Origin of the sequence: Pseudomonas sp. MBLB4136 (assembly GCF_051904765.1) — a bacterium.
Taxonomy (GTDB): domain Bacteria; phylum Pseudomonadota; class Gammaproteobacteria; order Pseudomonadales; family Pseudomonadaceae; genus Aquipseudomonas.
This window is the reverse complement of sequence record NZ_CP196713.1, coordinates 152,189-177,862: the sequence shown is the minus strand read 5'-3', so window position 1 is coordinate 177,862 and position 25,674 is coordinate 152,189. Positions and strand designations below refer to the sequence as shown.

Below are 25,674 nucleotides of genomic sequence, written 5' to 3'. Positions count from 1 at the left end.
GTTATAACGGCGGCGCTGCGCGTACTGACGCGGCTCATGGAACGATGGAAGAGGAACAACGGATGTTCGCCCAGGCCAACCAGACCCATTTCAGCCTGGAGATCGCGGGCGTGGCCCACGATTTCCAGGTCCTCGCGTTCAGCGGCCGCGAGGCGCTCAACCAGCCCTTCGAGTTCGAGGTGGAACTGGTCAGCGAACGCCCCGACCTCGACCTGGAAGCCCTGCTGCATCGGCCGGCCTTCCTCGCCCTGTCGCCGACCGGCAACGGCATCCACGGGAACATCTATCGCATCGCCCAGGGCGAGTCCGGCAAGCGCCTGACCCGCTACCACCTCAGCCTGCGCCCGCAACTGGCCTACCTGGCCCATCGCATCAACCAGCGCATCTTCCAGCACCTTTCGGTTGTGAATATCATCGGCCAGGTGCTCGAGGAACACGGCATCCAGGCCAATGCCTACCGCTTCCAACTCGGCTCGGTGTACCCCGAGCGCGAGTACTGCGTGCAGTACGACGAGTCCGACCTGCACTTCGTCCAGCGCCTGTGCGAGGAGGAAGGTATCCACTACCACTTCCAGCACAGCACAGACGGGCATGTACTGGTCTTCGGCGACGACCAGACGCCCTTCCCCAAACTGGCCCCCACCGCCTACCAGCAGGACAGCGGCCTGGTGGCCGACGAACCGGTGATCAAGCGTTTCGGCGTGCGCGTGGAAACCCGCACGAGTCGGGTGACTCGCCGCGACTACGACTTCGAGAAGCCCAAGCTGCTGCTCGAGGCCGGCGCCAATAGTGCGTTCGTGCCCGACCTCGAGGACTACGACTACCCCGGCCGCTTCGTCGAGCGTGAGCGCGGCAAGCACCTCAGCCAGCGCGCCCTGGAACGCCACCGCCACGACTTCGAACTGGCCGAGGGCGAGAGCGATCAGAGCCTGCTGGTCAGCGGCCACTTCCTGGCCTTCACCGACCACCCACGGCCCAGCTGGAACGACCTCTGGCTGCTCACCGAAGTGCACCACGAGGGCAAGCAGCCTCAGGTGCTGGAAGAGGCCGTGACCAGCCACACCGATAAGGCCGACGGTTTCCAACAGGGCTACCGCAACCGCTTCAGCGCCACGCCCTGGACCGTGCCCTACCGCCCGCGCGTGAGCCACCCCAAGCCGCGCATCCTCGGTAGCCAGAGCGCCGTGGTCACCGGCCCGGCGGGCGAGGAGATCCACTGCGACCAGTACGGCCGAATCAGGGTTCAGTTCCATTGGGACCGCGAGGGCCAGGCCGACGACAAGACCAGCTGCTGGCTGCGCGTGTCCAGCAGCTGGGCCGGCGACCGCTACGGCGGCATCGCCATCCCGCGCATCGGCATGGAGGTGCTGATCACCTTCCTCGAAGGCGACCCCGACCAGCCGCTGGTGACCGGCTGCCTGTACCACAAGGAACATGTGGTGCCCTACGACCTGCCAGCCAACAAGACCCGCACGGTATTCAAGACCCTGAGCAGCCCCGGCGGAGGCGGCTACAACGAACTGCGCATCGAGGACCGCAAGGGCCAGGAACAGATCTACATCCACGCCCAGCGCGACTGGGACGAGAACATCGAGCACGACCAGAAGATCCGCATCGGCTCTGAGCGCCACGACACCGTCGAGGCCAACAGCTACAGCGAGTTCAAAGCCGAAGAACACCGCACCACCCACGCCGACCGCAAGAGCGAGATCAAGGCCAACGACCACCTCAGCGTCGGCAACAACCAGCACATCAAGATCGGCACCGGCCAGTTCATCAGCGCCGGCCAAGAGATCCACCTGTCCAGCGGCCAGAAAGTGGTGCTCGAAGCCGGCAGCGAACTGACCTTCAAGGCCGCCGGCAGCTTTATCAAGCTGGATGCCGGCGGCATCACCCTGGTCGGGCCGGTGATCAAGATCAACTCCGGCGGCGGGCCGGGCAGCGGCTCGGGGGCAGCGCCAATACTGCCAGGCAAGGTCAAGGCGGCGGATAGCGACCAAGCCGGGAACTTGCTGGACAAAACCGAAGCCGGCCTGAGGCTGGCTCCGCCCAAGGGCATATGCCTCGACTGTCTACGCAAGGCCATGCGCGAGGGTAGCGCGACCCTTGCAGGAGCCTCCGCATGAGTGTTCAGGACCTCGCCCGCGCCGACTGGGAAGCGGCACTAGCCAACGGCCATACCTTGGCACTGGTGGTAGAGCTTGGACTGCTGTCTCCAGAGCTTCGCCTGGGGCTTTTTACCGAGCACGCGGTCTGGCCCTTGCTGCAGCAGGCGGAGGTGGCCCATTTGAGCACCGAAGGGCCAGCCCTTGTCGAACTGAGCGCCCAGCCCTTTACCACGCACATACAGCACCATGAGCAGCTTACTCGCAGTGCCCAGCATGGCTGGTTGAGCAGCCGGCTGAGCATACTGGAGCTGCAAAAGCACCTCGGAGATGCCCTGGCCTGCCGCAACGTTGACGGCGAGGCACTGCTGATCCGCAGCTATGCCCACAACGTGCTGCCTAAACTGCACGCGCGACAGGAGCAGCCCTGGCACACATGGCTGTTCGGCCCCATCGTCCATTGGTGGTTGCCCACCACTGAAGGCTGGCAGCGTCTGCACGGGATGGCGCAGAGCGGCGTGCCGCCGTATCAGCCCATTGAGCTCGACCAGCGGCTTGTGGATGAGCTGGGCACCGACCCGCATGCGCAGGCCTTGGTCGCCGAACTGCAGAGCCACGCCCCTGAGGTCTTTGCCAGCGAATGCCATGGAGAGCGGCTGAACCAGGCCGGCCACGCACTGTCGCAGGCGCGAGAGGCCGGCCTGACCCGGGACCAAGACCAATATTTCCATGCGCTGTACAGCCTGCTAAGCGGTAAATCGATCAGCCAGAACCCGAATTGGCCCACCATGCGGCACCGGGTCGAGCATGAGGGCCAGGCACTGGCCCACGTCCAACTCGAGCTGGATGAACAAGGATGAACTGGCGAGAAATATCGCAGCACAAAAGCCGATTGAGCCTGGCGCTTTTGCCCCTGCTGGCGCTCAGCTATGTGGCCTGGGCCTATACCCGGATGCCTGGCGCCATGCTGTATGTGCATAACCATACGGATCGCCCCATTTTCAGCTACTTCGTTAACGAGGCCTGGGGCGGCAATGCCTCCGCCTATGGCGGTGGCGGTGCTACTTGTTGCTCGCGCATAGAGGGCGATGTGCTGACAGTGCAATGGATCAAAAGCATCACTCAAGACCAGCATGAAGAGGGTCTCCGTGAGGAAACCATCACGCAGGAGCTGCCCAATCCACCACGCAGTCGCCAGGACAAGTATCTACACGTGCACTTCTTCCCCGGCGATCAGGTGCGCCTGTTCTGGAGCCCCACCCCAGGCAGCCCCTACAAGGGGCTCAAGGAAGCGCCGGACAAGGAGGTTCAAAAATGAAGCCAGCCAACTCGTTGTTCAAGCGCTGGCAGGCCCTGCCGGCATTCGTTAAATCCCTGCTCAACTTGGGGCTTATGGCCCTGTTGGTACTCAGCTATGTGGCCTGGGCCTATACCCGAATGCCTGGCGCCATGCTGTATGTGCATAACCATACGGATCGCCCCATTTTCAGCTACTTCGTCAACGAGGCCTGGGGTGGCAATGCCTCCGCCTATGGTGGTGGCGGTGTTACTTGTTGCTCTCGTATCGAGGGCGAAGTGCTAACCGTTCAATGGATCAAAGGTCGCACTGGTAAACAATTGCGCAAAGGCGTGAAGAAAGAAACCATTACGCGGCAGGTGCCTAACCCGCTGCGTTCACGCCAGGACAAGTATCTGCACGTGCACTTCTTCCCCGGCGATCAGGTGCGTCTGTTCTGGAGCCCCACCCCAGGCAGCCCCTACAAGGGGCTCAAGAAAGCGCCGGACAAGGAGGTTCACACCCCATGAGCAGTAGCACCACCGAACAGGCAGCCGCCATGGCCGCTCGCTGCCGCCCTTCGATAGCTGGCCCGCATGTCACAAACTGTGAACATACCCTTAGAGTCGGCTTTTTTTTCGATGGCTTCGGTCGCCATCGCCTCAAGGACATGCAGACCGGCCGGGTCAGCAATATCGGCAAGCTCTATATGGTTCATGCCGATTACGGTGAAGATGGCGCTCTCTTCAGTTATCGAAAGTTCTATGCATCCGGCCTCGGCGAAGACTTTTCTGCCGAGCTGAATGTCACCGTCAACAGTGCCCTGACCAGCTTCGGTCACACGGCCAGCGATGTACCCGCCGATGTGGCCAAGGAGCAAGCACTAGAGACAGCCAAGGACGCGCTCGACCCCAGGCGCAACTGGTGGGAGCGCATCAGCCACAACCTTAAAGCCTTGTTGCATAACCCGCTCAAGCTAGCGGGGCTGCTTAAAGGCGCGGTGATCGACGCCAGCCTCGAAGCCCTGGCGCCGGTGCGCGATAACCGATTCGCGGCCGAATTGCTGAAAACTGGTGCTGATACGCGTATTCAAGGCGCTATTGACTTCCTGAACGGGGAGATTCGTGAGATCGAAGCACAACGCGATCGGGCCCCGCTCAAGCATATCGAGCTGACCGTATACGGCTTCGACTACGGGGCCACGCTGGCGCGGGCCTTTCTGCACGAACTGCTCAGCCGCGAGCCACAACCCGCCGCTGGGTCGTATCGCTACCAGGGTAAAGGGCTGAGCATTCTGTTTGCCGGCCTGTTCGACGGCGTTGATCGCAGCCATCTGGATTTCCCCTACCTGCCGCTGCCCCTGCGTACCGTGCTGGACGATGGCGGGCCGTTACCCGACCGAGTGAAGCAGGCCCTGCATCTGGTGGCCGCCCATGAGCGGCGCTTCTACCGTCGCGCGCGGTTGCTCGGCAGTGACAAGGCGCACTGGCGGGAAAAGTGGGTGCCCGGCGTGAGTGAGGATGTCGGGGGCAGCCTGCTCCCGGGAGAACAGAAACCCAGCGCCGAACTGGCGCTGGTAAGCCTGCATGAGATGTACCGCGCGGCCCGCCGGGCGGGTGCGCCATTTCCGGAGCTCGATCAGCTGTACGAGAAAGATGCGGATACGGCCGAGCTCTTTATTTTCAACGACCACTTCGAGCAAGCCAGTGCCAAAGGGCTAAGCCGGCACTATGAGCGCGAGGCACAAACCAGCATCGCCGAGCTCAAGGCATTCAAGCCCCTTTACGGTGGCGCCCCGATGCGCCGGGAGCAGCAGCTGTTTACCGCCCATATGCGCCTGTACATTCGCTGGCTCGCCGCGCTCTGGAACCCTTACCAGGAACGCATGCGGCAACTCAGTGAAGAGGAAGATCGGCTGCATGCCAGCGCGCTCGGCAGTATCACGGGCATGCTCGGTATCTCTCGAGAAAGCACCGCACAGCGTCAAGCCCGCGAACAGCGCCTGCAGGCACTCCACCAGGAAAGCGAGGCGTTGCGCACCGACCTGGGCTGGCTGGAAGAGGTCAACGAAGAAGCTACAGGTATGCGCTCAGCGCTGAGAAACCCCGTTCGAGGCTGGCGCGCCGCCGGGACACGGGAGCAGGCAGATCTATGGGTGGTATTGCTTTCGGAATGGTTCGACGAACGGCCAAAAGCGGTGAGCGAGCCCTTGCATCGGCTATTTGGTCACTTTGTCCACGACCGCCTCGCAGTGGGTGCGGCCCAGCGCTCATTGACCCAACTGGGGGGGCAAAACTTCTTCGACATTCGAGGGTTTGATTTACCCAGTTAAGCCTGGCAAGCAAGGGACGGCCGGGCTAACCGCCCCCTCACCTTCTAACCAGCAAGCCCAAAGTCGACGGCACCACCACCCGTCTGATCGACCTTGAACGCGAGTGCGGGCTGGACGTGCCGCGGCTAGAGCTTAAGCGGCCCCGCTCGACTACAACGCCTTCTCGAACACCTGCGAATTGCGCTGGAAGTTGTACAGCGAGGCGCGCGCCGCCGGCAGGCGGTCGACGCTGCTGGGCACGAAGCCGCGTTCGCGGAACCAGTGGGCGGTACGGGTGGTGAGGACGAACAGGGTCTTGATGCCCTGGGCGCGGGCGCGTTCCTCGATACGTTCGAGCAGTTCGTCGCCGCGACCGCCGTGGCGGTAGGACGGGTTGACCGCCAGGCAGGCCAGTTCGCCGAAATCCGAGTCGGCGATCTGGTACAGGGCGGCGCAGGCGATGATCATGCCGTCGCGCTCGACGATGCTGAACTGCTCGATCTCCCGCTCCAGCACCTCGCGCGAGCGGCGCACTAGGATGCCCTGCTCTTCCAGCGGGCTGATCAGCTCGATCAGCCCGCCGACGTCCTCGATGGTCGCCTCGCGCAGCGATTCGAACTGTTCCTGGTCGACCAGGGTGCCGCCGCCGTCGCGGGTGAACAGCTCGGTGAGCAGCGAGCCGTCGTCGGCATAGCCGACGATGTGCGCGCGCTTGACCCCACCGCGGCAGGCCTGGGCGGCGGCATCGAGCAGCTCGGCCTGGTAGCTGTTGCCCAGGCGCGCCAGGTAGGCCGGCACCTGCTGCGGGCGCAGTTCACGCACCAGCTTGCCCTGTTCGTCGAGCAGGCCGCGCTCGGGGCTGAACAGCAGCAGCTTGTCGGCGCCCAGGTCGATGGCGGCGCGGGTGGCCACATCCTCGCAGGCCACGTTGAAGATCTCCCCGGTCGGCGAATAGCCGAGCGAGGACAGCAGCACGATGCTGCGCTCGTCGAGCAGGCGGCCGATGCCCTTGCGGTCGATGCGGCGCACCTCGCCGGTGTGGTGGTAGTCGATGCCATCGACCACGCCGATGGGCCGGGCGGTGACGAAATTGCCACTGGCCACCCGCAGCCGGGCGCCATGCATGGGCGAGGCGGCCATGTCCATCGACAGGCGCGCCTCGATGGCGATGCGCAACTGGCCGACCGCGTCGATCACGCACTCCAGGGTGGCCCCGTCGGTGACCCGCAGATCGCGGTGAAAGTGCGGAGTCAGGCCACGCGCGGCCAGGCGCGCCTCGATCTGCGGGCGCGAACCATGCACCAGCACCAGGCGCACGCCGAGGCTGTGCAGCAGCACCAGGTCGTGGACGATATTGCCGAAGTTCGGATGGGCGACGCCATCGCCCGGCAGCATCACCACGAAGGTGCAGTCGCGGTGGGCGTTGATATAGGGCGAGGCGTGGCGGAGCCAGTTGACGTAGTCGTGCATTGCTGAGGAAACCTGTAAGCCGAGAAAGGAACGCATGAACGGAGCGCGGCACGCGCCCGGTGAAGCAGCCAGCGGCACCCGCTTTATCGTCGCAGTTGGGGCAGCATCACGCGTTCTCTCCTTCCGCTGGCAAGAGTCGGGGCCGGGCTCAAGGGGCCGGGCTCAGGCAGTAGTGTTGGATCAGTTCACGCAGCAGACGCACGCTCGGCTCGATGCGTGACATCTCCAGGTATTCGTTGGGCTGGTGCGCGCAGTCGATGTCTCCCGGGCCAAGCACCAGGGTCTGGCAGCCGAGCTGTTGAAGATAAGGCGCTTCGGTGGCGAACGCCACCGCGGTCGCCGGATGGCCGGTCAACCGCTCGGCCAGGCGCACCAGTTCGGCATCGGCGGCCTGCTCGAAGGGTGGCACGCTGGGGAACAGCGGGGCGAAATCGATCTTCACCTGATGGCGCTCGGCCAGCGGCTGCAGCTTCTGCCGAATCGCCGCGCGCAGCGCCTCCGGCTGCATGCCCGGCAGCGGCCGCAGGTCGAACTCCAGGGAGCACTGGCCGCAGATGCGGTTGGGGTTGTCACCGCCGTGGATGCAGCCAAGGTTGAGGGTCGGCTGCGGCACGCTGAACTGCGGGTTGCAATACTGGCGCTGCCAGTCGCGGCGCAGCTGCATGAGCTCGCCCATCACCCCGTGCATCGCCTCCAGGGCGCTGTGGCCGAGGCTAGGGTCGGAGGAGTGGCCGCTTTGCCCGAGGATGTCGATGCGCTCCATCATGATGCCCTTGTGCAGGCGGATCGGCCGCAGGCCAGTCGGCTCGCCGATCACCGCGGCGCGGCCCAGCGGCCGGCCAGCCTCGGCCAGGGCGCGGGCGCCGGACATCGAACTCTCCTCGTCGCAGGTGGCGAGAATCAGCAGCGGCTGCTGGAAGCGCTGGGTCAGCAGGGGCTGCACGGCCTCGATGATCAGGGCGAAGAAGCCCTTCATGTCGCAGCTGCCGAGGCCGAACCAGCGGCCATCGGCTTCCGTCAGCTTGAGCGGATCGGTCTGCCACAGCTCGGCGTCGAAGGGCACGGTGTCGCTGTGCCCGGCCAGCACCAGGCCGCCCGCGCCGCTGCCGTAACTGGCCAGCAGGTTGAACTTGCCGGGCTCGACTTCCTGCACTTCGCAGGCGAAGCCGAGGTCACCGAGCCAGCTGGACAGCAACTCGATCACCGGGCGATTGGACTGGTCCCACTGCGCCTGGGTGCAGCTCACCGAGGGCGCGGCGATCAGCGCGGCGAATTGCTCTTTGAAGGAAGGCAGGGTCATCGACGGTCTCCGCTGGCGATGCTCCCATCATAGGACCATCGCCAGCACAGATGAAACCGCCGAGTCCGATCAGACGCCGCCGAAGATGGCGCGCAGGATCAGGAAGAACAGGATCGACAGCACCGCGCCGACCGGCAGGGTGATGATCCAGGACATGAAGATCTTGCCGATCACACCCAGGTTCAGCGCGCCGATGCCGCGGGCGATACCGACGCCCAGCACCGCACCGACCAGGGTGTGGGTGGTGGACACCGGCAGACCGATGGCCGAGGCGCCAACCACGGTGGTGGCGGTGGCCAGCTCGGCGGCAAAACCGCGGCTCGGGGTCAGCTCGGTGATTTCCTTGCCGATGGTGGCGATCACCTTGTAGCCGTAGGTGGCCAGGCCGATGACGATACCGATGGCGCCGAGCAGCAGCACCCAGCTCGGCAGGGCCGCCTTGGCACCGACCGCCTCGCCGCCGGACTGGATCACCCCGACGATGGCCGCCAGCGGGCCGACCGCGTTGGCCACGTCGTTGGAGCCGTGGGCGAAGGCCATGGAGCAGGCGGTGAAGATCATCAGCACGGCGAAGACCTTCTCCACGCTGGCGTAATGGAAGCCCTTGTCGGCCTCGATGTCGATCTTGATCCGGCTGAGCAGGGCGATACCGAGCAGCATCACCGCGACGCCGACGGCCAGCGACATGAAGAAGCCCTCGCCGGCGGACAGGTTCAGGCCGATGTGCTTGAGGCCCTTGGTCACGGTCATGATCGACACCATGAAACCGGTGAGGAACATGTACACCGGGACATAGCGCTTGGCATTGAGGAAGGGCTTGTCGGTGTCGATGATCAACTTCTGCACGCTGACGAACACGCCGAACGCCACCACGCCGGACAGTACCGGGGAGACCACCCAGCTGGCGACGATCGGCCCGACCTTGCTCCAGTGCACCGCGTCCATGGACACGCCGAAGGCGGCGAAGCCGATCACCGCACCGACGATGGAGTGGGTGGTCGAGACCGGCCAGCCGCGGGTCGAGGCCACCAGCAGCCAGGTACCGGCCGCCAGCAGCGCCGACATCATGCCCAGCACCATCAGCTCGGGGCTGATTATCGATGCGTCGACGATGCCGCTCTTGATCGTTTCGGTGACCTGGCCACCGGCCAGGTAGGCGCCGCAGAACTCGAAGACCATGGCGATGAGAATCGCCTGCTTGATGGTCAGCGCCCGGGAGCCGACCGAAGTGCCCATGGCGTTGGCGACATCGTTGGCGCCCACGCCCCAGGCCATGAAGAAGCCGAACAGGCAGGCGAGCAACAGGAGTACGAGGCCGTAGTCCGCAATCAGAGACATAATTTAGATTCCGTTGATCCCAGAAAGGACACTGGCGCTTAGCGCGCCAGCAGTTGTTCCAGTCGGTTGCCCACTCGTTGGGCACGGTCGGCTACATCGCCGATCCAGTCGATGATCTGATAGAGAAACATCACATCGACCGGCGGAAGCTCCTTCTCCAGCTTGAACAGTTGGCGGCGCACGTCGATCTGCAGGTTGTCGGTGTCCTGTTCGATGACACCCAGCTCCTCGATCAAGGTTTCCACCAGCACCGCCTCACGACCGGCGAAGCCGGTTTCCAGCAACTCGTCCAGCTCGTTCATGGCCTTCAGCGCCTGGGCGCTGGCATCCACGGTGCGCTGCACGTAGCTGCGCATGATCGGCTGCAGAGCCTGAGGAATCATCATCTCGCGGCCCAGCACCAACCCGGCGATGTCCTTGGCGCGGTTGGCGACTTTGTCCTGTACACTCAGCAGTTCGAGCAGATCCGAGCGCGGTACTGGCAGGAACAGGCTCTTGGGCAGGTGCAGGCGCACGCTTTTCTTGAGCTTGTCGGCCTCGTGCTCCAGGCGCGACATCTCCTGTTGCACTTGCTCCACCTTGGCCCAGTCCTCGGCCATCACGGCCTCGAAAAAGGGTACGAGATTCGCCGCGCACTCGTGGGCCTTGGCAATGTGCTGCTGCATCGGTCCGATCGGCGAACGACCAAACAGGCTGACAAAGGGATTGACTGGCATAGGGTGAACCCTGGTTTTTCCAAAGGCGGCAAGTATACGGATCGTTCCCGGTGCCCGCCATCGCACGTCATCGCACCGTCACAATTTCATAGTAGGCGCTTAAGTTTCCCACCATGGTCAAAGAAACCGAAATCAAACTGCGGGTCAGCCGCGACACCCTGGCCGCCCTGCGCGAACACCCGTTGCTGAAGAAGCGCAACAAGAGCGGCTGGGAACGGCGCGAGCTGTTCAACCAGTATTTCGACACCCCCGAGCGCGACCTGGCCCAGGCCAAGGTCGCGCTGCGCCTGCGTCGCGACGGCGAACAGTTCATCCAGACCCTGAAGACCCGCGGTCAGAGCATCGCCGGGCTGTCCGAGCGCAACGAGTGGGACTGGTCCCTGGGCAAGGCCAAGCTGGACCTGAATAAGCTCGACGACAGCTGCTGGCCGGCAAGCCTGGCCGAACTCGACAAGCAGCAGCTCAAGCCGCTGTTCACCACCGACTTCGTCCGCCAGCGCGCCGAGATCGCCTGGGGCCGAGGCAAGGCCAAGGTGGTGATCGAGGCGGCGCTGGACCTCGGCCAAGTCGTCGCCAGCGACCAGCAGGAGGAAATCTGCGAACTGGAACTGGAGCTGCGCCAGGGCGAGCCCGGCGCACTGCTGGAGCTGGCCGCCGAGCTGGCGGCCGACCTGCCCTTGATGCCGTGCGACATCAGCAAGGCCGAGCGCGGCTATCGGCTGTTCGATGCCGGCAGCTACGCCCTCAGCCTGCCGGCGCCGCAACTGACGGCAGAAACCAGCCTGGACGACGGCTTCGCCGCCCTGGCCTGGCACCTGCTGGGCAGCAGCCAGCGCCTGGCCGAACAGTACCGCTTCAACGGCCACTGGCGCCTGCTGGTGGACTGGCTGGAGCAGCTGGTCGACCTGCGCGCGCTGCTCGGCAGCCTTGGTCAGGCGGCGCCGCGGGCCAGCAGCAGCGAGCTGCGCCAGCGTCTCGACGCCCTGCTGAACGACTGGCGCCCACGCGTTCAGGCCGGCCAGCACGACGAGGCCGTGCGGCACAACGCCCCGGGGCAGTTCGCAGGCGAACTGGACGACACCCGCTGGGGCCAGTTTTCCCTGCACGCCTCGCGCTGGCTGCTGGCCCGCAGCTGGACCGCCGAGCGCAACAACCGCGGCAACCGCCAAGGCGCCGCCCCGCTGGGCAACTGGCTGCCGACCCTGCTCGCCGAGGAAGGCGCCGCCCTGCAACTCAAGCGCTACCAGCAACAGCCGGAAGACCTCGGCGAGCAGCTGCCGCGCATCGAGCGCCTGCTCGTCTGGCTGCGCCTGGCCAGGGGCCTGCTCGAGATACCGGAGGTCGACCGCCTGTACGGCGAGTTGAACAAGTACCAGCTGCTGGCCCTGCAGCCGCTGGACGAGGAGCAGCGCCAGCTGCGCGCCAGCCAGGCGCAGATCCTGCAAAGCCTGAAGGCCTGGAAGACGCTGGTCAGGTAGCCCCCGCACGCGGCCCCCAGACGCCAGCCGACGCCCTCCCACAAGGGGGCGCCGCCCCCTGCTGCCCCTAGCCCAGGGGCAGGCTGGTGGTGGACTTGATCTCCGACAGGGCGACGATGGAGTTGACCTCCTGGATCCCCGGCAGCAGTGACAGCTTCTCGAAGAAGAAACGCTCGTAGGCCTCGATATCGCGAGTGACGATGCGCAGCATGAAGTCCATCGACCCCATCAGCACGTGACACTCCAGCACCTCGGGAAACCCATCCATGGCCGCGGCGAACTCGGTGAGGTTGGAACGGCCGTGGGCGTTGAGCTTGACCTGGGCGAACACCTGGGCGTTGAGGCCGACCTTCTTGCGCTCGAGCAGGGTCACCTGGCGGCGGATCACCCCTTCCTCCTTGAGCCGTTGAATGCGCCGCCAGCAGGGCGATTGCGACAGCCCGACGCGTTCGGCGATCTCGGCGGTGGAAAGCCCGGCATCCTCCTGCAGCAGGGCGAGAATGCGCCGATCGTAGGCATCCAGGGTAACGGACATAAAATTTCCTCTAGATCGACAGTATCCGGCAAGACTATCCACAAATGACCCAGCACGACAGAAAACCAGGCAGAACTTTTGCTCCGGAAAGAATGAAACTGGGAAAAAGTCGCCCCGAGATACCGCCATGCCCGACACCACGCCCTTGCCCACCCCCTGCAACCGCCGCGATCCCTGGCAGGAGCGCCCCGAGCACAGCGTCGAATACCGGCTGCGCACCGAGGCCGACGCCGACGTGCTGTGCCGCCTGCTCGGCCTGTTCGCCCAGTTGCAGCTGCTGCCCCAACACCTGCAGGCACACCAGCAGGACGGCGACCTGCATGTTCAGCTACGGCTGCCGGGCCTGTCGCTGCACCGCGCCGGGGTGCTGGCGAACAAGCTGCGCGGCCTGGTCTGCGTCTGGCAGGTCGACTGGCGACACCTGGATCACAGCCTGGCGCCGGGTGCCGCTCGCACTGGGTAATGGGTCACGTCGCAGCACTTCGCTCCAGCAGGGGTTTTCGGGCATCCTAGCGCTAGCCACGGAAGACGCCCCCCTGGCTATGCTTGACCCCAGGCCGCGCTACCGAGGAGCCCGCATGTCCGCCTTTGCCCCCACCACCCAAGACCGGGTGCTCGAACTCAACGACCTTTTGCGTGAGCTGGTCGGCCAGGGCCGGGTCGACCAGGACAGCGCCGAGCAGTGCCTGGCGATCCGCCGCAGCGCGGTGAATAACCAGCAGCATCCCCTGGAGTTCCTCGCCGCGCAGCAGCTCGACGACCTCAAGCGACCGGGCAAGAAGCTCGACCTGGAAGGCCTCACGGTCTGGCTGGCGGAATTCGCCGGCCAGCCCTACCTGCGCATCGACCCGCTGAAGATCGATGTCGCCGCCGTCACCCCGCTGATGTCCTACGCCTTCGCCCAGCGCCACAAGATCCTCGCCGTGGCGGTGGACAGCGAGCAGGTCACCATCGCCAGCGCCCAGCCCCTGGTACACAGCTGGGAAGCCAACCTGACCCACGTGCTCAAGCGCCCGATCAAGCGGGTGGTGGCCAACCCGGCGGACATCCAGCGCTTCACCGTGGAGTTCTATCGCCTGGCCAAGTCGGTCAGCGGCGCCACCGCGGTGGACCAGAAGATCAGCGGCAGCGGCAACTTCGAGCAGCTGCTGAGCCTCGGCGCCCAGGACCAGGAGCCTGACGCCAACGACGCGCACATCATCAACATCACCGACTGGCTGTTCCAATACGCCTTCCAGCAGCGCGCCAGTGACATCCACATCGAGCCGCGCCGCGAGCAGGGCAGCGTGCGTTTTCGCATCGACGGCGTACTGCACACCGTCTATCAATTTCCGCCCCAGGTGACCATGGCGGTGGTCAGCCGCCTGAAGAGCCTGGGGCGAATGAACGTCGCCGAGAAGCGCAAGCCCCAGGACGGCCGGGTCAAGACCAAGACCCCGGAAGGCGGCGAGGTCGAGCTGCGCCTGTCCACCCTGCCCACCGCCTTCGGCGAGAAGATGGTGATGCGCATCTTCGATCCCGAGGTGCTGCTCAAGGGCTTCGACCAGCTGGGCTTCTCCGCCGATGACCTGAAGCGCTGGCAGAGCATGACCAGCCAGCCCAACGGCATCATCCTGGTCACCGGGCCGACCGGCTCGGGCAAGACCACCACCCTCTACACCACGCTCAAGCAGCTGGCCACCGACGAGGTCAACGTCTGCACCATCGAAGACCCGATCGAGATGATCGAGGGCGCGTTCAACCAGATGCAGGTGCAGCACAACATCGACCTGACCTTCGCCAGCGGCGTACGCGCGCTGATGCGCCAGGACCCGGACATCATCATGATCGGCGAGATCCGCGACCTGGAGACCGCCGAGATGGCGATCCAGGCGGCGCTCACCGGCCACCTGGTGCTCTCCACCCTGCACACCAACGACGCCCCCAGCGCCATCACCCGCCTGCTCGAACTCGGCGTGCCGCACTACCTGCTCAAGGCCACCCTGCTCGGGGTCATGGCCCAGCGCCTGGTGCGCACCCTGTGCCCGCACTGCAAGGCGCCGCACAGCCTGGACGAGAACGACTGGTTGAGCCTGACCAAACCCTGGAAAACCCCCATGCCGAGCGGCGCGCACCAGGCCGTGGGCTGCCTGGAATGCCGCGACACCGGCTACCGCGGTCGCGCCGGGGTCTACGAGATCATGCTCCTGGGCGACTCGATCAAGCCGCTGATCACCGCCGACACCGATCTCATCGCCCTGCGCCGCCAGGCCTTCAAGGAAGGCATGCGCAGCCTGAGGCTGTCCGGCGCGCAAAAAATCGCCGCGGGCCAGACCACCATCGAGGAAGTACTGCGCGTCACCCCGCAGAGCGAGCAGCGCTGATGAGCAGGCGCACGTCCGCATGAGCGCGCACCTGCTCCGGCTGTTCTGCCTGGCCTGGCTGCTGTGCCTGCCGGCGCCAGCCCTGGCCTGGCTCGAAGTCACCGAGCAGACTCAGCCCCTCGGCCGGCACCTCAGCCTGCTCAGCACGCCCGAGCCCATCGGCCTCGAGGCCGCCATCCGCGCCCGCCAGGCCGGCGCCTTCCAACCTTCGCCGCACGCCGTGCCGCGCCTGGGCATCGGCGCAGCCGCCCACTGGCTGTACCTGCCGCTGATCAATCCGTCCGATCAGCCGCTGCGGCGCACCCTGCAACTGGGCAAGGCCTGGATCGACCAGCTGAATATTCATCTGCTGAGCGACGGCCGCGTGCTGCATCGGGTCAAGGCCGGGGACGGGCAACTACAGGGGCTGCAGGCCACCCCCGGCATGGACTATCTGCTGACGCTGGAGTTGCCGCCGGGGCGCTCGGAACTCTACGTGCAGGCCCACAGCGGGGACCCCTTGATCCTTCCCGTGCGCCTGCTGAGCGACAGCGACCTCGAGCACGCGCGCACCAGCACGCAATACGGCTACGGCGCCCTGTACGGTTTCATGCTGGCGCTTATGGCCTACAACCTGATGCTCTATGCCGGCCTGAAGGACCGCAACAACCTCAACTACTCGCTCTACCTCGCCGCCTTCATCCTGCTCAACCTGTCCTATACCGGCCATGCCGGGACCTGGCTGTGGCCGGACTCTCTGCTGCTCAAACGCTACGCCAACCCGGCCCTGATGAGCGCGGTCGCCTGGCTCGGCCTGCACTTCGCCCGTCATTTCCTCGACCTGGATGCCCATGCGCCGCGTCTGGCCCGCGCCGTCAGTCGTGGCGCCACGGCCAGCGTGCTACTGCTGTTGCCCTGCATCGCCTTCGACTGGCACGCCACGGCCCTCTGGCTGGCCTTCGCCAGCGTGCTGATCTACACCCTGCTGATGGTGGTTCTGGGCGTCATCAGCCTGCGCCGCGGTCGGCTAGCCGCCCGTTACTTCCTCGCGGCGACCCTGTGCGGCATGCTCGGGACCGCCCTGACCGATCTCAGCGTATGGGGCCTGCTGCCCTTCACCGAGCTGACCTACCGCGCCGTGGATATCGGCATTGCCCTGGAAGCCACCCTGCTGGCCCTGGCCCTGGCCTACCAGATGCGCCAGCACCAGCACGCCCGGCGTCAGGCCGAATCCCTGGCGCGCACCGACCCGCTGACCGGCCTGCTCAACCGCCGCGCCTTTCTCGAACAGGGCAATGCCCTGTGGAGCACGACGCGGCGTCATGCGCAGCCGCTGGCGCTGATCATGTTCGACCTGGATCACTTCAAGGACATCAATGACCGCCATGGTCACGACACGGGCGACAGTTGCCTGATCGCCACCGCCCGCCTGCTCACCCAACAATGCCGCACCGGCGACCTGCTGGCGCGCTGGGGCGGTGAGGAATTCCTGCTGCTGCTGCCCAATACCAGCCTCGACGAGGCCCTGGTGCTGGCCGAGCGACTGCGCCAGGCCATCGCCGGCCTGAGCCTGCATGGCCGCGATGCGCCCTTGACCCCGAGCGCCAGCTTCGGCGTGGTCAGCCGCGAGCAGCAGCCCCACCTGGAACAGCTGATCAACACCGCGGATGAGCGTTTGTACCAGGCCAAACAGGACGGCCGTAACCGGGTTTGCGGCCCCCAGGCGAGCTACGGCTGAGCGCCGGAATCAGCGCAGGGTGGCGAGCTGCTGGGGCCGGCAGTTGAGGTAGGCGGAACTGCGCAACCAGCCCTGGTCGGGATACCAGGCGAACATGAACTGCCCGCCCTTGAGCTGGTCGACCACCAGGCGCGCCACCTGCGGGCGCACCGCGGGGCAGCCCAAACTGCGGCCGATGCGCCCCTGGGTGCTGGCCAGGCGCGGATCGACGTAGGCGGCGCCGTGGATGACGATGGCCCGTTCCCGGGCGCGATCGTTGACCCCCGGCTCCAGGCCATCCATGCGCAATGAATAGCCATGTTTGCCGCGGTAGCTTTCGGCGGTGCGAAACAGGCCCAGGCTCGACTGGAAACTGTCGACCACATTGGAGAAGCGCCTGGCGTGGTTTTCCCCGGACAGGCGCCCATGGGCGACCAGATCGTGCAGCACCAGCTCCTTTCGCTCGAGGTCGAAGATCCACAGACGCTTGGCCGTGGACGGCAGCGAATAGTCGATCACCGCCAGGCGACGCGCCGGGTCGGCGCCATGATTGACCGCGCACTGCATGGCCGCCACGGCATGCTGCAGGACCTGGCGATCCAGTCCGGGGGCCACCCGTGCCAGGCTATCCGACAGGCCCGCGGCCGGGGCTCCGCCGGCCTGCAGTGGCGACGCAAACAGGAAAATCCACACACCGAAAAGGCACAGGCGCCGAAGCAGTCTGGTCACACTCCCCCCATCAAAGCCTTGCTCCTAGTCCCGCCCCGTTGGGTGCCGGGCTCCGATCGACTGCGGCCATGGTTTGCGTAATGGATGAAAGCCTGTTCGACTAGGCTTGCTAGCGAACCATGGGCTGGAGTCGACAAGTGTACAAAAAAACCGCACATGGCCTCATCACCGGCTGTCTGCTGTTCGCCGTCACCCTTGCCTGCGCAGCCAGCGAGCCGCTGCAGGAAAGCATCCGCCTGACATTCGAGCAACGCGCCGAAACCTGCGCGCCCGGGCTTGCAGCCACCGAGCTAGAGGCGTCCGGCCGACTCCATGAGTTTTACCAGCGTCGCGCCTTCGCCCCGCTCTGGCAGGAGCCCAGCCGACGAGCGGCATTGCTGAGCGAGCTGGAGCAGCTGCGCGACGACGGGCTCGACCCGACTGACTACCCTCTGGACTGGCCCGCCCACGCCTCTTCATCCGCCGAACAGCAAAGCGTCTGCGCCGAACTACAGGCCAGTCGCAGCTACCTTCGCGCGTTGCAGCACCTGTCGCTCGGGCGCCTGCCACAGGAAACCCTCGAGCCATTCTGGCGCGCCCCGCAGAGCGCCTCGCCAACACCACGCCCCGCGCTGCTCGAGCTGGCCCGGCGCGGCCTGGAACGGCCGGCGGCGGCCTTCGCCGCCGCGCGCCCACAACTGGCGCAGTACCAGGCATTGCGTCGCGCCTACGCCGAGCGTCGGCGCCAGCCCGTGATCGAATGGACGCCGATCCCTCCCGGACGCCTGCTGCGCCCGGGCACGCGTGATGAACGGGTGGCGCTGCTGGCAGCGCGCCTGGTGGCCGGCGGCTACCTCGGAGAACGCCCGCAGGCCGACGACACACTGTACGACCCCGCCATGCTGGCGGCAGTAGAGCAGTTCCAGAGCCGTCACGGCCTGCAGGCCGATGGCCTGGTCGGCCCCGACACCCTGAGCGCGCTGAACACCCCTGCCGCCGACCGCCTCGGTCAGTTACGGGTCAACCTGGAGCGCTGGCGCTGGCTGGCCGGCGACATCGAGGCGGAGACCCTGCTGGTGGATATCGCCGGCGGCCTGCTCAGCTATTACCGCAATCGGCAGCTGCGCTGGCAGGGCCGCACCGTGGTCGGCCGCGCGGACCGGCAGACGCCGCAGCTCAAGTCGCTTGTCAGCCGCCTGACGCTCAACCCCACCTGGAGCGTGCCGCCGACCATCCTGCGCGAGGACAAGGTCCCGGAGATCCTCCGCGACCCGGACTATCTGCAACAGCACAACATGCGCGTGCTCGACTATGCCGGCAATCCACTCGACCCGGCCGGCATCGACTGGGAGAACCCGGGGCGCATCATCCTGCGTCAGGACGCCGGGCCGGATAACCCGCTCGGCCAGCTGACCATCCGCTTTGCCAACCCCTTCGCCGTGTACCTGCACGACACCCCGAGCCAGCACCTGTTCGCCAAGTCGCCACGGGCCTTCAGTTCGGGTTGCGTGCGCATCGAAGGGATTCTGCAGTTGCTGCAGACCCTGCTGCCGGCCGAGGACTGCGCGGAGATCCTCCGGCGCCTGGCCAGCAAGCGCACGCAGAACTACCCGATCAAGCGGCGCCTGCCGATCGTCATGGCCTACTGGACCGCCCACGTGGACCCGGACGGCACCTTGATTCTGCGCAACGACATCTATGCCCGCGACGCCCGCCTGCTCGCCGCCCTGCAAAAGCCTGGGCACTGAATCACAGCCCGGCCTGGCGCTCCGGCAAAGCAGCGACTATAGGCATACAATCGCGCCCGATCCGCACAGCACAAGGAGCTAGCTTTTAATGGAAATCGGCAGTGTCATCTTTCTCTTCGTCGGCCTCGCCGTGGCCGTGGTCTTCATGGGTTTCAAGGTGGTGCCCCAGGGCTCCCAGTGGACGGTGGAGCGTTTCGGCCGCTACACCACCACGCTGAAACCCGGGCTCAACATCATCGTGCCGGTGATGGACCGCATCGGCCGCAAGCTCAGCGTCATGGAGAGCGTGCTGGACATCGAGCCGCAGGAGGTGATCACCTCCGACAACGCCACCGTGCAGATCGACGCGGTGTGCTTCTTCCAGGTGATCAACGCCGCCCAGGCCGCCTACGAGGTGAACAACCTCGAACATGCGATCCGCAACCTGGTGATGACCAATATCCGCACCGTGCTCGGCTCCCTGGAGCTGGACGCCATGCTCAGCCAGCGCGATGCGATCAACGAGCGTCTGCTCAAGACCGTCGACGAGGCCACCGCGCCCTGGGGCATCAAGATCACCCGCATCGAGATCAAGGACATCAGCCCGCCCGAAGACCTGATGGCCGCCATGTCCGGCCAGATGAAGGCCGAGCGCATCAAGCGCGCGCAGATCCTCGAGGCCGAAGGGCTGCGCCAGGCCGCGATTCTCACGGCCGAAGGCAAGAAGCAGGCGCAGATTCTCGAGGCCGAGGGTGAGCGCCAGGCCGCCTTCCTCGAAGCCGAGGCCCGCGAACGTGCCGCGGCCGCCGAAGCCGAAGCCACCCGCGTGGTGTCGGATGCGATCGCCAGCGGCAATGTGCAGGCGGTGAACTACTTCGTCGCGCAGAAATATGTCGACGCCCTGGGCAAGCTGGCTTCGGCCAACAACAGCAAGGTGATCCTCATGCCACTGGAGGCCAGCCAGGTGATAGGCGCGGTGGGCGGCATCGGCGAGATCGTCAAAGCCACCTTCGCCGGGACGGCCCATGCCGGGTCGGCCTCGAGCGAGCGGAAGGGCTAAGCGATGTGGCAGTACCTGCAACACCTGTCGTTCTGGGACTGGCTGGCCTTCGGCACCCTGCTGCTGATCCTCGAGGTATTCGGCGCCGGCGGCTACCTGCTGTGGATCGGCATGGCCGCCGCCGGCGTCGGCGTGCTCACCTACCTGTTCCCCGACCTGCCCTGGGCGGTGCAGTTTCTCCTGTTCGGCAGCCTCTCGGTACTCACCGCAGTGTTCTGGTGGCGGCGCCAGCGCACCGCGGCTAAACCGTCCGATCAGCCCGGGCTGAACGATCGCGGCAGCGAACTGCTGGGTCGCCAGTTCGTCCTGCATGAGGCGATCAGCGGTGGGCGCGGCAAGATCAAGGCCGGTGACTCGTTGTGGCTGGTCAGCGGCCCGGACCTGCCGGCCGGCAGCACGGTCAAGGTGATCGGCCAGGAGGGCGTGCTGCTCAAGGTCGAAGCGGCGGCATGAGGACGCGCCTAGCCTGTCCGCGAGGGCCGTAGGCTACGGTCGCTCGCGGCTGCGCCAGCATGATTGGGGGTAGACCCGAGCCGGCTGCCGATGCAATTGGTCATATCGCCGGAACCCGCGCCCCCCTTGGGACTCTGAGCTATATCACCACTGCCCGGGAGTCATTCGCATGCACCACTTCAGCCTGCCCCTCCTTGCCGCCCTGTCCCTGGCCGCCGCGCCGGCATTCGCCGAAACCACCTGGCGCGACATCCTCTCGTCCGGGGCGACCACGGCCTCGACCTACCTGACCTTCAAGGACAAGAAGCTCATCGTGCCGGCCCAGGACGACGCCAGCAGCTTTATCGCCAGCGCCGGGCAGATTCGCGGACCCTATCTGGAGGCGGCGCTGCAGCAGGTGCGCCGCGAACACCCCGAGCTGCAGGCCAGCGACATGGAGCTGGCCGGCGCCATCCTCGCCGCCGAGCCACACTAATCGCGGCACAGCGCCTGCGGCCGCCCATGGCTGGCCGCAGGCGTTTGAGCATCTTCACTCCCGATAAGCATCCAGCGGCACGCAGGCGCAGAATAGGTTGCGGTCACCATAGACGTTGTCCACCCGGTTGACCGTCGGCCAGTACTTGTGGGCTCGGCAGTGGGCCGTCGGGGTCACCGCCTCCTCGGTGCTGTAGGGCCGCTGCCAGGGCCCGACTATGTCGGCCAGGGTATGCGGGGCGTGCCTGAGCGGGTTGTCCTCGGCCGGCCATTCGCCGCGCTGCACCTTGGCGATCTCCTCGCGAATGCTCAACATGGCCTCGATGAATCGGTCCAGCTCGTGCTTGTTCTCGCTTTCGGTCGGCTCGATCATCAATGTGCCAGGCACCGGGAAGGACATGGTCGGGGCGTGGAAGCCGTAGTCGATCAGGCGCTTGGCCACGTCCTCCTCGCTGATCCCGGTTTCCGCCTTGAGCGGGCGCAGGTCGAGGATGCACTCGTGGGCCACCCTGCCGTTGCGGCCGCTGTACAGCACCGGGAAGGCGCCACCCAGCTGGTTGGCCAGGTAGTTGGCGCCGAGAATCGCCAGTTCGGTGGCATCGGCCAGCTGCGGGCCCATCATGGCGATGTACATCCAGCTGATCGGCAGGATGCTGGCGCTGCCCCAGGGCGCCGCGCTGACCGCGCCGTTCTGCGGGTTGGGCCCCTGCAGCTCGACCACCGGGTGGTTGGCGACGAAGGGCGCCAGGTGCGCGCGCACGCCGATCGGCCCCATGCCCGGACCACCGCCGCCGTGGGGAATGCAGAAGGTCTTGTGCAGGTTCATGTGCGACACGTCGGCGCCGATATCGGCCGGACGGGTCAGCCCCACTTGCGCGTTCAGGTTGGCGCCATCCATGTACACCTGGCCGCCATGGCGGTGGATCACCTCGCAGATCTCGCGGATGCCTTCCTCGTAGACGCCATGGGTCGAGGGGTAGGTGGCCATCAGGCAGGCCAGTTGCTCGCCGGCCTCGGCCGCCTTGCGCTTGAGGTCGTCGAGATCGACGTTGCCCTCGACGTCGCACTCGACGATCTGCACGCGCATGCTGGCCATCTGCGCCGAGGCCGGGTTGGTGCCGTGGGCCGAGGCCGGAATCAGGCAGATGGTGCGCTGGCTGTCGCCGCGGCTCTCGTGGTAGCGGCGGATCGCCAGCAGCCCAGCGTATTCGCCCTGGGCCCCGGAGTTGGGCTGCATGGACACCGCATCGAAGCCGGTGATGGCGCACAGCCAGGCCTCCAGCTCGTCGATCATCGCCTTGTAGCCCAGGGCCTGGTCCTGCGGCACGAAGGGGTGCAAGTTGGCGAATTGCGGCCAGGTGATGGGGATCATCTCGCTGGTGGCATTGAGCTTCATGGTGCAGGAACCGAGCGGAATCATCGCCTGGTTCAGCGCCAGGTCCTTGTTCTCCAGCTGCTTGAGGTAACGCAGCATCTCGGTTTCGCTGTGGTGGGCGTTGAACACCGGATGGCTCAGGTAGCCGGAGCTACGCAGCAGCGCCGCGGGAATGCCGTCGGCGACCTCGCCCTGGTCCAGCTTGGCCACGCTGAGGCCGTGGTCGGCGCCGAGGAAGACCGCGAACAGCTGCATCACCGTCCGCTCGTCGCAGGTCTCGTCGAGGCTGACGCCGAGCTTGCCGCGGCCAAGGATGCGCAGGTTGATCCGCACCGCCTTGGCCGACTCGATGATCGCCGCCTGGCTGCCACCGACCTCCAGGGTCAAGGTGTCGAAGAAATGCCGGTTGTCGCGGGCGATGCCGTTCTGCGCCAGGCCGGCGGCGAGGATCGCGGTCAGCCGGTGCACGCGCTGGGCGATGCGTTTGAGGCCCTCGGGGCCGTGGTACACCGCGTAGCAGCTGGCGATGTTGGCCAGCAGCACCTGGGCGGTACAGATGTTGGAGTTGGCCTTCTCGCGGCGGATATGCTGCTCGCGGGTCTGCAGGGCCATGCGCAGCGCGACGTTGTCGCGGGTGTCCCTGGACACACCGATGATCCGCCCGGGCATGGCCCGCTTGAAGGCGTCGCGGGTGGCGAAGAAGGCCGCGTGGGGGCCGCCGTAGCCCATCGGTACGCCGAAGCGCTGCGCCGAACCGAACACCACGTCGGCACCCAGCTCGCCCGGCGGGGTCAGCAGCAACAGGCTGAGCAGGTCGCAGGCAACGCAGGCCAGCGCCTGCTGGGCGTGCAGCAGCTCGATCAGTGGCCGCAGGTCGCGGATCTCGCCGTGGGTATCCGGGTATTGCAGCAGCGCACCGAATACCTGGTGTTCGCCCAGCTTGTCCACGGCTTCGACCACCAGGTCGAAGCCGAACGCCTCGGCGCGGGTCTGCACCACGGAAATGGTCTGCGGATGGCAGTTCTCGTCGACAAAGAACAGGTTGCTCTTGCTCTTGGCCACGCGTTTGGCCAGGGCCATGGCTTCGGCGGCGGCGGTGGCCTCGTCGAGCAGCGAGGCGCTGGCCAGCTCCAGACCGGTCAGGTCGATGGTCAGTTGCTGGAAATTCAGCAGTGCCTCCAGGCGCCCCTGGGCGATCTCCGGCTGATAGGGCGTGTAGGCGGTGTACCAGCCCGGGCTCTCCAGCACGTTGCGCAGGATTACCGTGGGGGTGATGGTAGCGTGGTAGCCCATGCCGATCAGGCTGGTCCACACCTGGTTCTGCTCGGCATAGCCCCACAGTTTGGCCAGGGCGGCCTGTTCGTCGAGGGCCGCCGGCAACTCCAGCGGACGGTTCAGGCGGATCGCCGGCGGCACCGTCTGTTCGATCAGCGCGGCGCGACTGGGCAGGCCTAGGCTCGCCAGCATGGCCTGCTGTTCGGCGGCATCCGGACCGAGGTGGCGACGCAGGAAGGCGTCGGGCTGCTGCAGCTGGGAAAGGCGGGGCGTCTGGGGCATGGCCATCACTCTGCTAAAAAAGACAAAGCCTCGACGATGCGAGGCTCTATCAGCTTAGGAAAAACTCAGAGTTCTGCCCGGACGATTAGGCGTCCGCGTCGGCGTTGGCCTTGTAGCTGGCGGCGTCGAGCAGCTTGTCCAGCTCGCTGACATCGCTCGGCTTGAGCTTGAAGAACCAGCTGCCATAGGGGTCGCCGTTGACGCTCTCGGGGCTGTCGGCCAGGGACTCGTTGATGGCGATCACTTCGCCGCCAATTGGCGAATAGATGTCGGACGCGGCCTTGACCGACTCCACCACCCCGGCTTCCTGGCCGGCGGACAGGGTCTTGCCGACTTCCGGCAGCTCGATGAAGACCACGTCGCCGAGGGCTTCCTGGGCATGGTCGGAGATACCCACGGTGACGCTGCCGTCCGCCTCCAGGCGGGCCCATTCGTGGCTGGCGGCGTAGCGCAGATCGGCGGGGATAGTGCTCATGTGTCGTTCCTCATCTGACATGACGGCGACCGCGCCGTCTGGAAAATTTAGCAGGCGCCGGTGATCGCGGCGGACCTGCCTCTAAGAAATCGAGCCGCTGGCGCTGCGCCAGGCCCTTGGCCAAGCCTAGATCAAGGCCTTGCCATGGCGCACGAAAGTCGGCTGGACCACGCGCACCGGGTACCACTTGCCGCGGATCTCCACCTCGGCGCGCTCGGCGGTGGCCGCCGGTACGCGGGCCAGGGCGATGGATTTGTTCAGGGTCGGGGAGAAACTGCCGCTGGTGATCTCGCCTTCGCCCACGCCCTCGACCCGCACCACCTGATGGGCGCGCAGCACGCCACGCTCCTCGAGCACCAGGCCGACCAGCTTGGCCTGGCCGGCGCCCGCGCGCTGCGCCTCCAGGCTGCCACGCCCGACAAAGCGGCGCGCGGCCGGCTCCCAGGCCACGGTCCAGGCCATGTTGGCGGCCAGCGGCGAGACCTGCTCGTCCATGTCCTGGCCGTACAGGTTCATGCCCGCCTCCAGGCGCAGGGTGTCGCGGGCGCCGAGGCCGATCGGCGAGATGCCGGCACCCACCAGGTCGTTGAAGAAGGCCACCGCCTGGTCGGCCGGCAGCATGATTTCCAGGCCGTCCTCACCGGTATAACCGGTGCGGGCGATAAACCAGTCCCCTTCGGCCAGGCCCTGGAAGGGTTTCAGCTCGTGGATCAGCGCGGCGCGCGCCTGGGTCACCAGCTCCGAGGTCTTGGCCCGTGCCCGCGGGCCCTGGATCGCCAGCAGGGCCAGCTCCGCGCGCTCATCCAGTTCGACGGCGAAGCCGGCGCCCTGCAGACGCATCCAGGCCAGGTCCTTGTCGCGGGTGGCCGCGTTGACCACCAGGCGGTAGCTGGGCTGTACCGCCGAGGCACCGGTGAGGTAGACGATCAGGTCGTCGACCACCCCGCCCTGCTCGTTGAGCATGGCGCTGTAGAGGGCCTTGCCGGGCACCTGCAGGCGCTCGACATCGTTGGCCAGCAGGTGCTGCAGATAGGCCTTGGCCTGCTCGCCAGACACGTCCACCACGGTCATGTGCGACACGTCGAAGACCCCGCAGTCGCGACGCACCTGATGATGCTCCTCGACTTGCGAACCGTAGTGCAGCGGCATGTCCCAGCCGCCGAAGTCGACCATCTTGGCCCCCAAGGCGAGGTGCAGGTCGTAAAGAGCTGTGCGCTGTCCCATAGGTATCTCCTTCCGGGCTTGGCAGGGCTGCGA

General features: G+C 66.1%; 22 protein-coding genes. 13 read left to right on the top strand and 9 right to left on the bottom strand.

What is annotated here, in order from left to right:
- Positions 1 to 62: 62 nt before the first annotated feature.
- The 5 genes from tssI to ACSX1D_RS00835 are packed head-to-tail and all read left to right on the top strand — an operon-like array spanning position 63 to position 5,713.
- Entirely contained in the window at positions 63 to 2,126 is a 2,064-nt protein-coding gene (gene tssI / locus ACSX1D_RS00855) for a type VI secretion system tip protein TssI/VgrG (protein ID WP_439860576.1), read from the top strand.
- The gene (locus ACSX1D_RS00850) at positions 2,123 to 2,965 is read left to right on the top strand and encodes a DUF4123 domain-containing protein (protein ID WP_439860575.1); all 843 of its coding nucleotides are present in this window, start codon (positions 2,123 to 2,125) and stop codon (positions 2,963 to 2,965) included. Before tssI ends, ACSX1D_RS00850 begins: the two co-directional genes overlap by 4 nt.
- The gene (locus ACSX1D_RS00845; protein ID WP_439860574.1) at positions 2,962 to 3,423 is read left to right on the top strand and encodes a DUF3304 domain-containing protein; all 462 of its coding nucleotides are present in this window, start codon (positions 2,962 to 2,964) and stop codon (positions 3,421 to 3,423) included. Before ACSX1D_RS00850 ends, ACSX1D_RS00845 begins: the two co-directional genes overlap by 4 nt.
- Positions 3,420 to 3,911 (top strand): DUF3304 domain-containing protein, encoded by a 492-nt coding sequence (locus ACSX1D_RS00840; protein WP_439860573.1) that lies wholly within the window; start codon positions 3,420 to 3,422, stop codon positions 3,909 to 3,911. Before ACSX1D_RS00845 ends, ACSX1D_RS00840 begins: the two co-directional genes overlap by 4 nt.
- Positions 3,908 to 5,713: a hypothetical protein gene (locus tag ACSX1D_RS00835; RefSeq protein ID WP_439860572.1), complete on the top strand. Its 1,806-nt coding sequence runs from the start codon at positions 3,908 to 3,910 to the stop codon at positions 5,711 to 5,713. The genes ACSX1D_RS00840 and ACSX1D_RS00835 overlap by 4 nt, the downstream gene beginning before the upstream one ends.
- A gap of 150 nt (positions 5,714 to 5,863) precedes the next feature.
- Here the strand turns inward: ACSX1D_RS00835 and argA are convergent, their stop codons facing one another.
- From argA to ACSX1D_RS00815, 4 genes are all read right to left on the bottom strand, one after another.
- Complete coding sequence (gene argA, locus ACSX1D_RS00830) at positions 5,864 to 7,162, bottom strand: amino-acid N-acetyltransferase (RefSeq protein WP_439860571.1); 1,299 nt, start codon at positions 7,160 to 7,162, stop codon at positions 5,864 to 5,866.
- A gap of 148 nt (positions 7,163 to 7,310) precedes the next feature.
- Complete coding sequence (argE, locus tag ACSX1D_RS00825; RefSeq protein WP_439860570.1) at positions 7,311 to 8,462, bottom strand: acetylornithine deacetylase; 1,152 nt, start codon at positions 8,460 to 8,462, stop codon at positions 7,311 to 7,313.
- Positions 8,463 to 8,531: 69 nt separating this feature from the next.
- Positions 8,532 to 9,800: an inorganic phosphate transporter gene (locus ACSX1D_RS00820; protein WP_439860569.1), complete on the bottom strand. Its 1,269-nt coding sequence runs from the start codon at positions 9,798 to 9,800 to the stop codon at positions 8,532 to 8,534.
- 38 nt (positions 9,801 to 9,838) lie between these two features.
- Positions 9,839 to 10,516: a TIGR00153 family protein gene (locus ACSX1D_RS00815; protein WP_439860568.1), complete on the bottom strand. Its 678-nt coding sequence runs from the start codon at positions 10,514 to 10,516 to the stop codon at positions 9,839 to 9,841.
- Positions 10,517 to 10,629: 113 nt separating this feature from the next.
- Between ACSX1D_RS00815 and ACSX1D_RS00810 the strand changes: the two genes are divergently transcribed.
- Positions 10,630 to 11,994 carry a CYTH domain-containing protein gene (locus tag ACSX1D_RS00810; protein WP_439860567.1) on the top strand — a complete coding sequence of 455 codons (1,365 nt, stop codon included), beginning with the start codon at positions 10,630 to 10,632 and terminating at the stop codon, positions 11,992 to 11,994.
- A 67-nt stretch (positions 11,995 to 12,061) separates the two neighbouring features.
- Here the strand turns inward: ACSX1D_RS00810 and ACSX1D_RS00805 are convergent, their stop codons facing one another.
- Positions 12,062 to 12,529: an Lrp/AsnC family transcriptional regulator gene (locus tag ACSX1D_RS00805; protein WP_439860566.1), complete on the bottom strand. Its 468-nt coding sequence runs from the start codon at positions 12,527 to 12,529 to the stop codon at positions 12,062 to 12,064.
- Positions 12,530 to 12,656: 127 nt separating this feature from the next.
- Here ACSX1D_RS00805 and ACSX1D_RS00800 point away from each other — a divergent pair, with 127 nt between their 5' ends.
- The 3 genes from ACSX1D_RS00800 (at position 12,657) to ACSX1D_RS00790 (ending at position 16,609) form a co-directional block, all read left to right on the top strand.
- On the top strand, positions 12,657 to 12,992 hold the full coding sequence (locus ACSX1D_RS00800) for a hypothetical protein (RefSeq protein ID WP_439860565.1): 336 nt from the start codon (positions 12,657 to 12,659) through the stop codon (positions 12,990 to 12,992).
- A 115-nt stretch (positions 12,993 to 13,107) separates the two neighbouring features.
- On the top strand, positions 13,108 to 14,892 hold the full coding sequence (locus ACSX1D_RS00795; protein ID WP_439860564.1) for a GspE/PulE family protein: 1,785 nt from the start codon (positions 13,108 to 13,110) through the stop codon (positions 14,890 to 14,892).
- A gap of 19 nt (positions 14,893 to 14,911) precedes the next feature.
- On the top strand, positions 14,912 to 16,609 hold the full coding sequence (locus tag ACSX1D_RS00790) for a sensor domain-containing diguanylate cyclase (protein ID WP_439860563.1): 1,698 nt from the start codon (positions 14,912 to 14,914) through the stop codon (positions 16,607 to 16,609).
- A gap of 9 nt (positions 16,610 to 16,618) precedes the next feature.
- Here ACSX1D_RS00790 and ACSX1D_RS00785 read toward each other — a convergent pair whose 3' ends face one another.
- A complete protein-coding gene (locus ACSX1D_RS00785; protein ID WP_439860562.1) occupies positions 16,619 to 17,317 on the bottom strand; it encodes a murein L,D-transpeptidase catalytic domain family protein in 699 nt (232 codons plus the stop codon).
- A 137-nt stretch (positions 17,318 to 17,454) separates the two neighbouring features.
- On the opposite strand from ACSX1D_RS00785, the gene ACSX1D_RS00780 reads away from it, so the two are divergent.
- The 4 genes from ACSX1D_RS00780 to ACSX1D_RS00765 all read left to right on the top strand — a co-directional run bounded on the left by ACSX1D_RS00780 (position 17,455) and on the right by ACSX1D_RS00765 (position 21,011).
- Complete coding sequence (locus ACSX1D_RS00780) at positions 17,455 to 19,044, top strand: L,D-transpeptidase family protein (RefSeq protein WP_439860561.1); 1,590 nt, start codon at positions 17,455 to 17,457, stop codon at positions 19,042 to 19,044.
- A gap of 88 nt (positions 19,045 to 19,132) precedes the next feature.
- Entirely contained in the window at positions 19,133 to 20,083 is a 951-nt protein-coding gene (locus ACSX1D_RS00775) for an SPFH domain-containing protein (protein ID WP_439860560.1), read from the top strand.
- Between the two features lie 3 nt (positions 20,084 to 20,086).
- Positions 20,087 to 20,536 carry an NfeD family protein gene (locus ACSX1D_RS00770; RefSeq protein ID WP_439860559.1) on the top strand — a complete coding sequence of 150 codons (450 nt, stop codon included), beginning with the start codon at positions 20,087 to 20,089 and terminating at the stop codon, positions 20,534 to 20,536.
- A gap of 169 nt (positions 20,537 to 20,705) precedes the next feature.
- Positions 20,706 to 21,011 (top strand): DUF2388 domain-containing protein, encoded by a 306-nt coding sequence (locus tag ACSX1D_RS00765; RefSeq protein WP_439860558.1) that lies wholly within the window; start codon positions 20,706 to 20,708, stop codon positions 21,009 to 21,011.
- A 54-nt stretch (positions 21,012 to 21,065) separates the two neighbouring features.
- Here the strand turns inward: ACSX1D_RS00765 and gcvP are convergent, their stop codons facing one another.
- The 3 genes from gcvP to gcvT all read right to left on the bottom strand — a co-directional run bounded on the left by gcvP (position 21,066) and on the right by gcvT (position 25,641).
- Positions 21,066 to 23,942 (bottom strand): aminomethyl-transferring glycine dehydrogenase, encoded by a 2,877-nt coding sequence (gcvP, locus tag ACSX1D_RS00760; protein WP_439860557.1) that lies wholly within the window; start codon positions 23,940 to 23,942, stop codon positions 21,066 to 21,068.
- Between the two features lie 85 nt (positions 23,943 to 24,027).
- On the bottom strand, positions 24,028 to 24,417 hold the full coding sequence (gene gcvH, locus ACSX1D_RS00755) for a glycine cleavage system protein GcvH (RefSeq protein ID WP_439860556.1): 390 nt from the start codon (positions 24,415 to 24,417) through the stop codon (positions 24,028 to 24,030).
- Between the two features lie 126 nt (positions 24,418 to 24,543).
- Positions 24,544 to 25,641, bottom strand: a complete 1,098-nt coding sequence (gcvT, locus tag ACSX1D_RS00750; RefSeq protein WP_439860555.1) for a glycine cleavage system aminomethyltransferase GcvT — start codon at positions 25,639 to 25,641, stop codon at positions 24,544 to 24,546.
- Between the last annotated feature and the right edge of the window lie 33 nt (positions 25,642 to 25,674).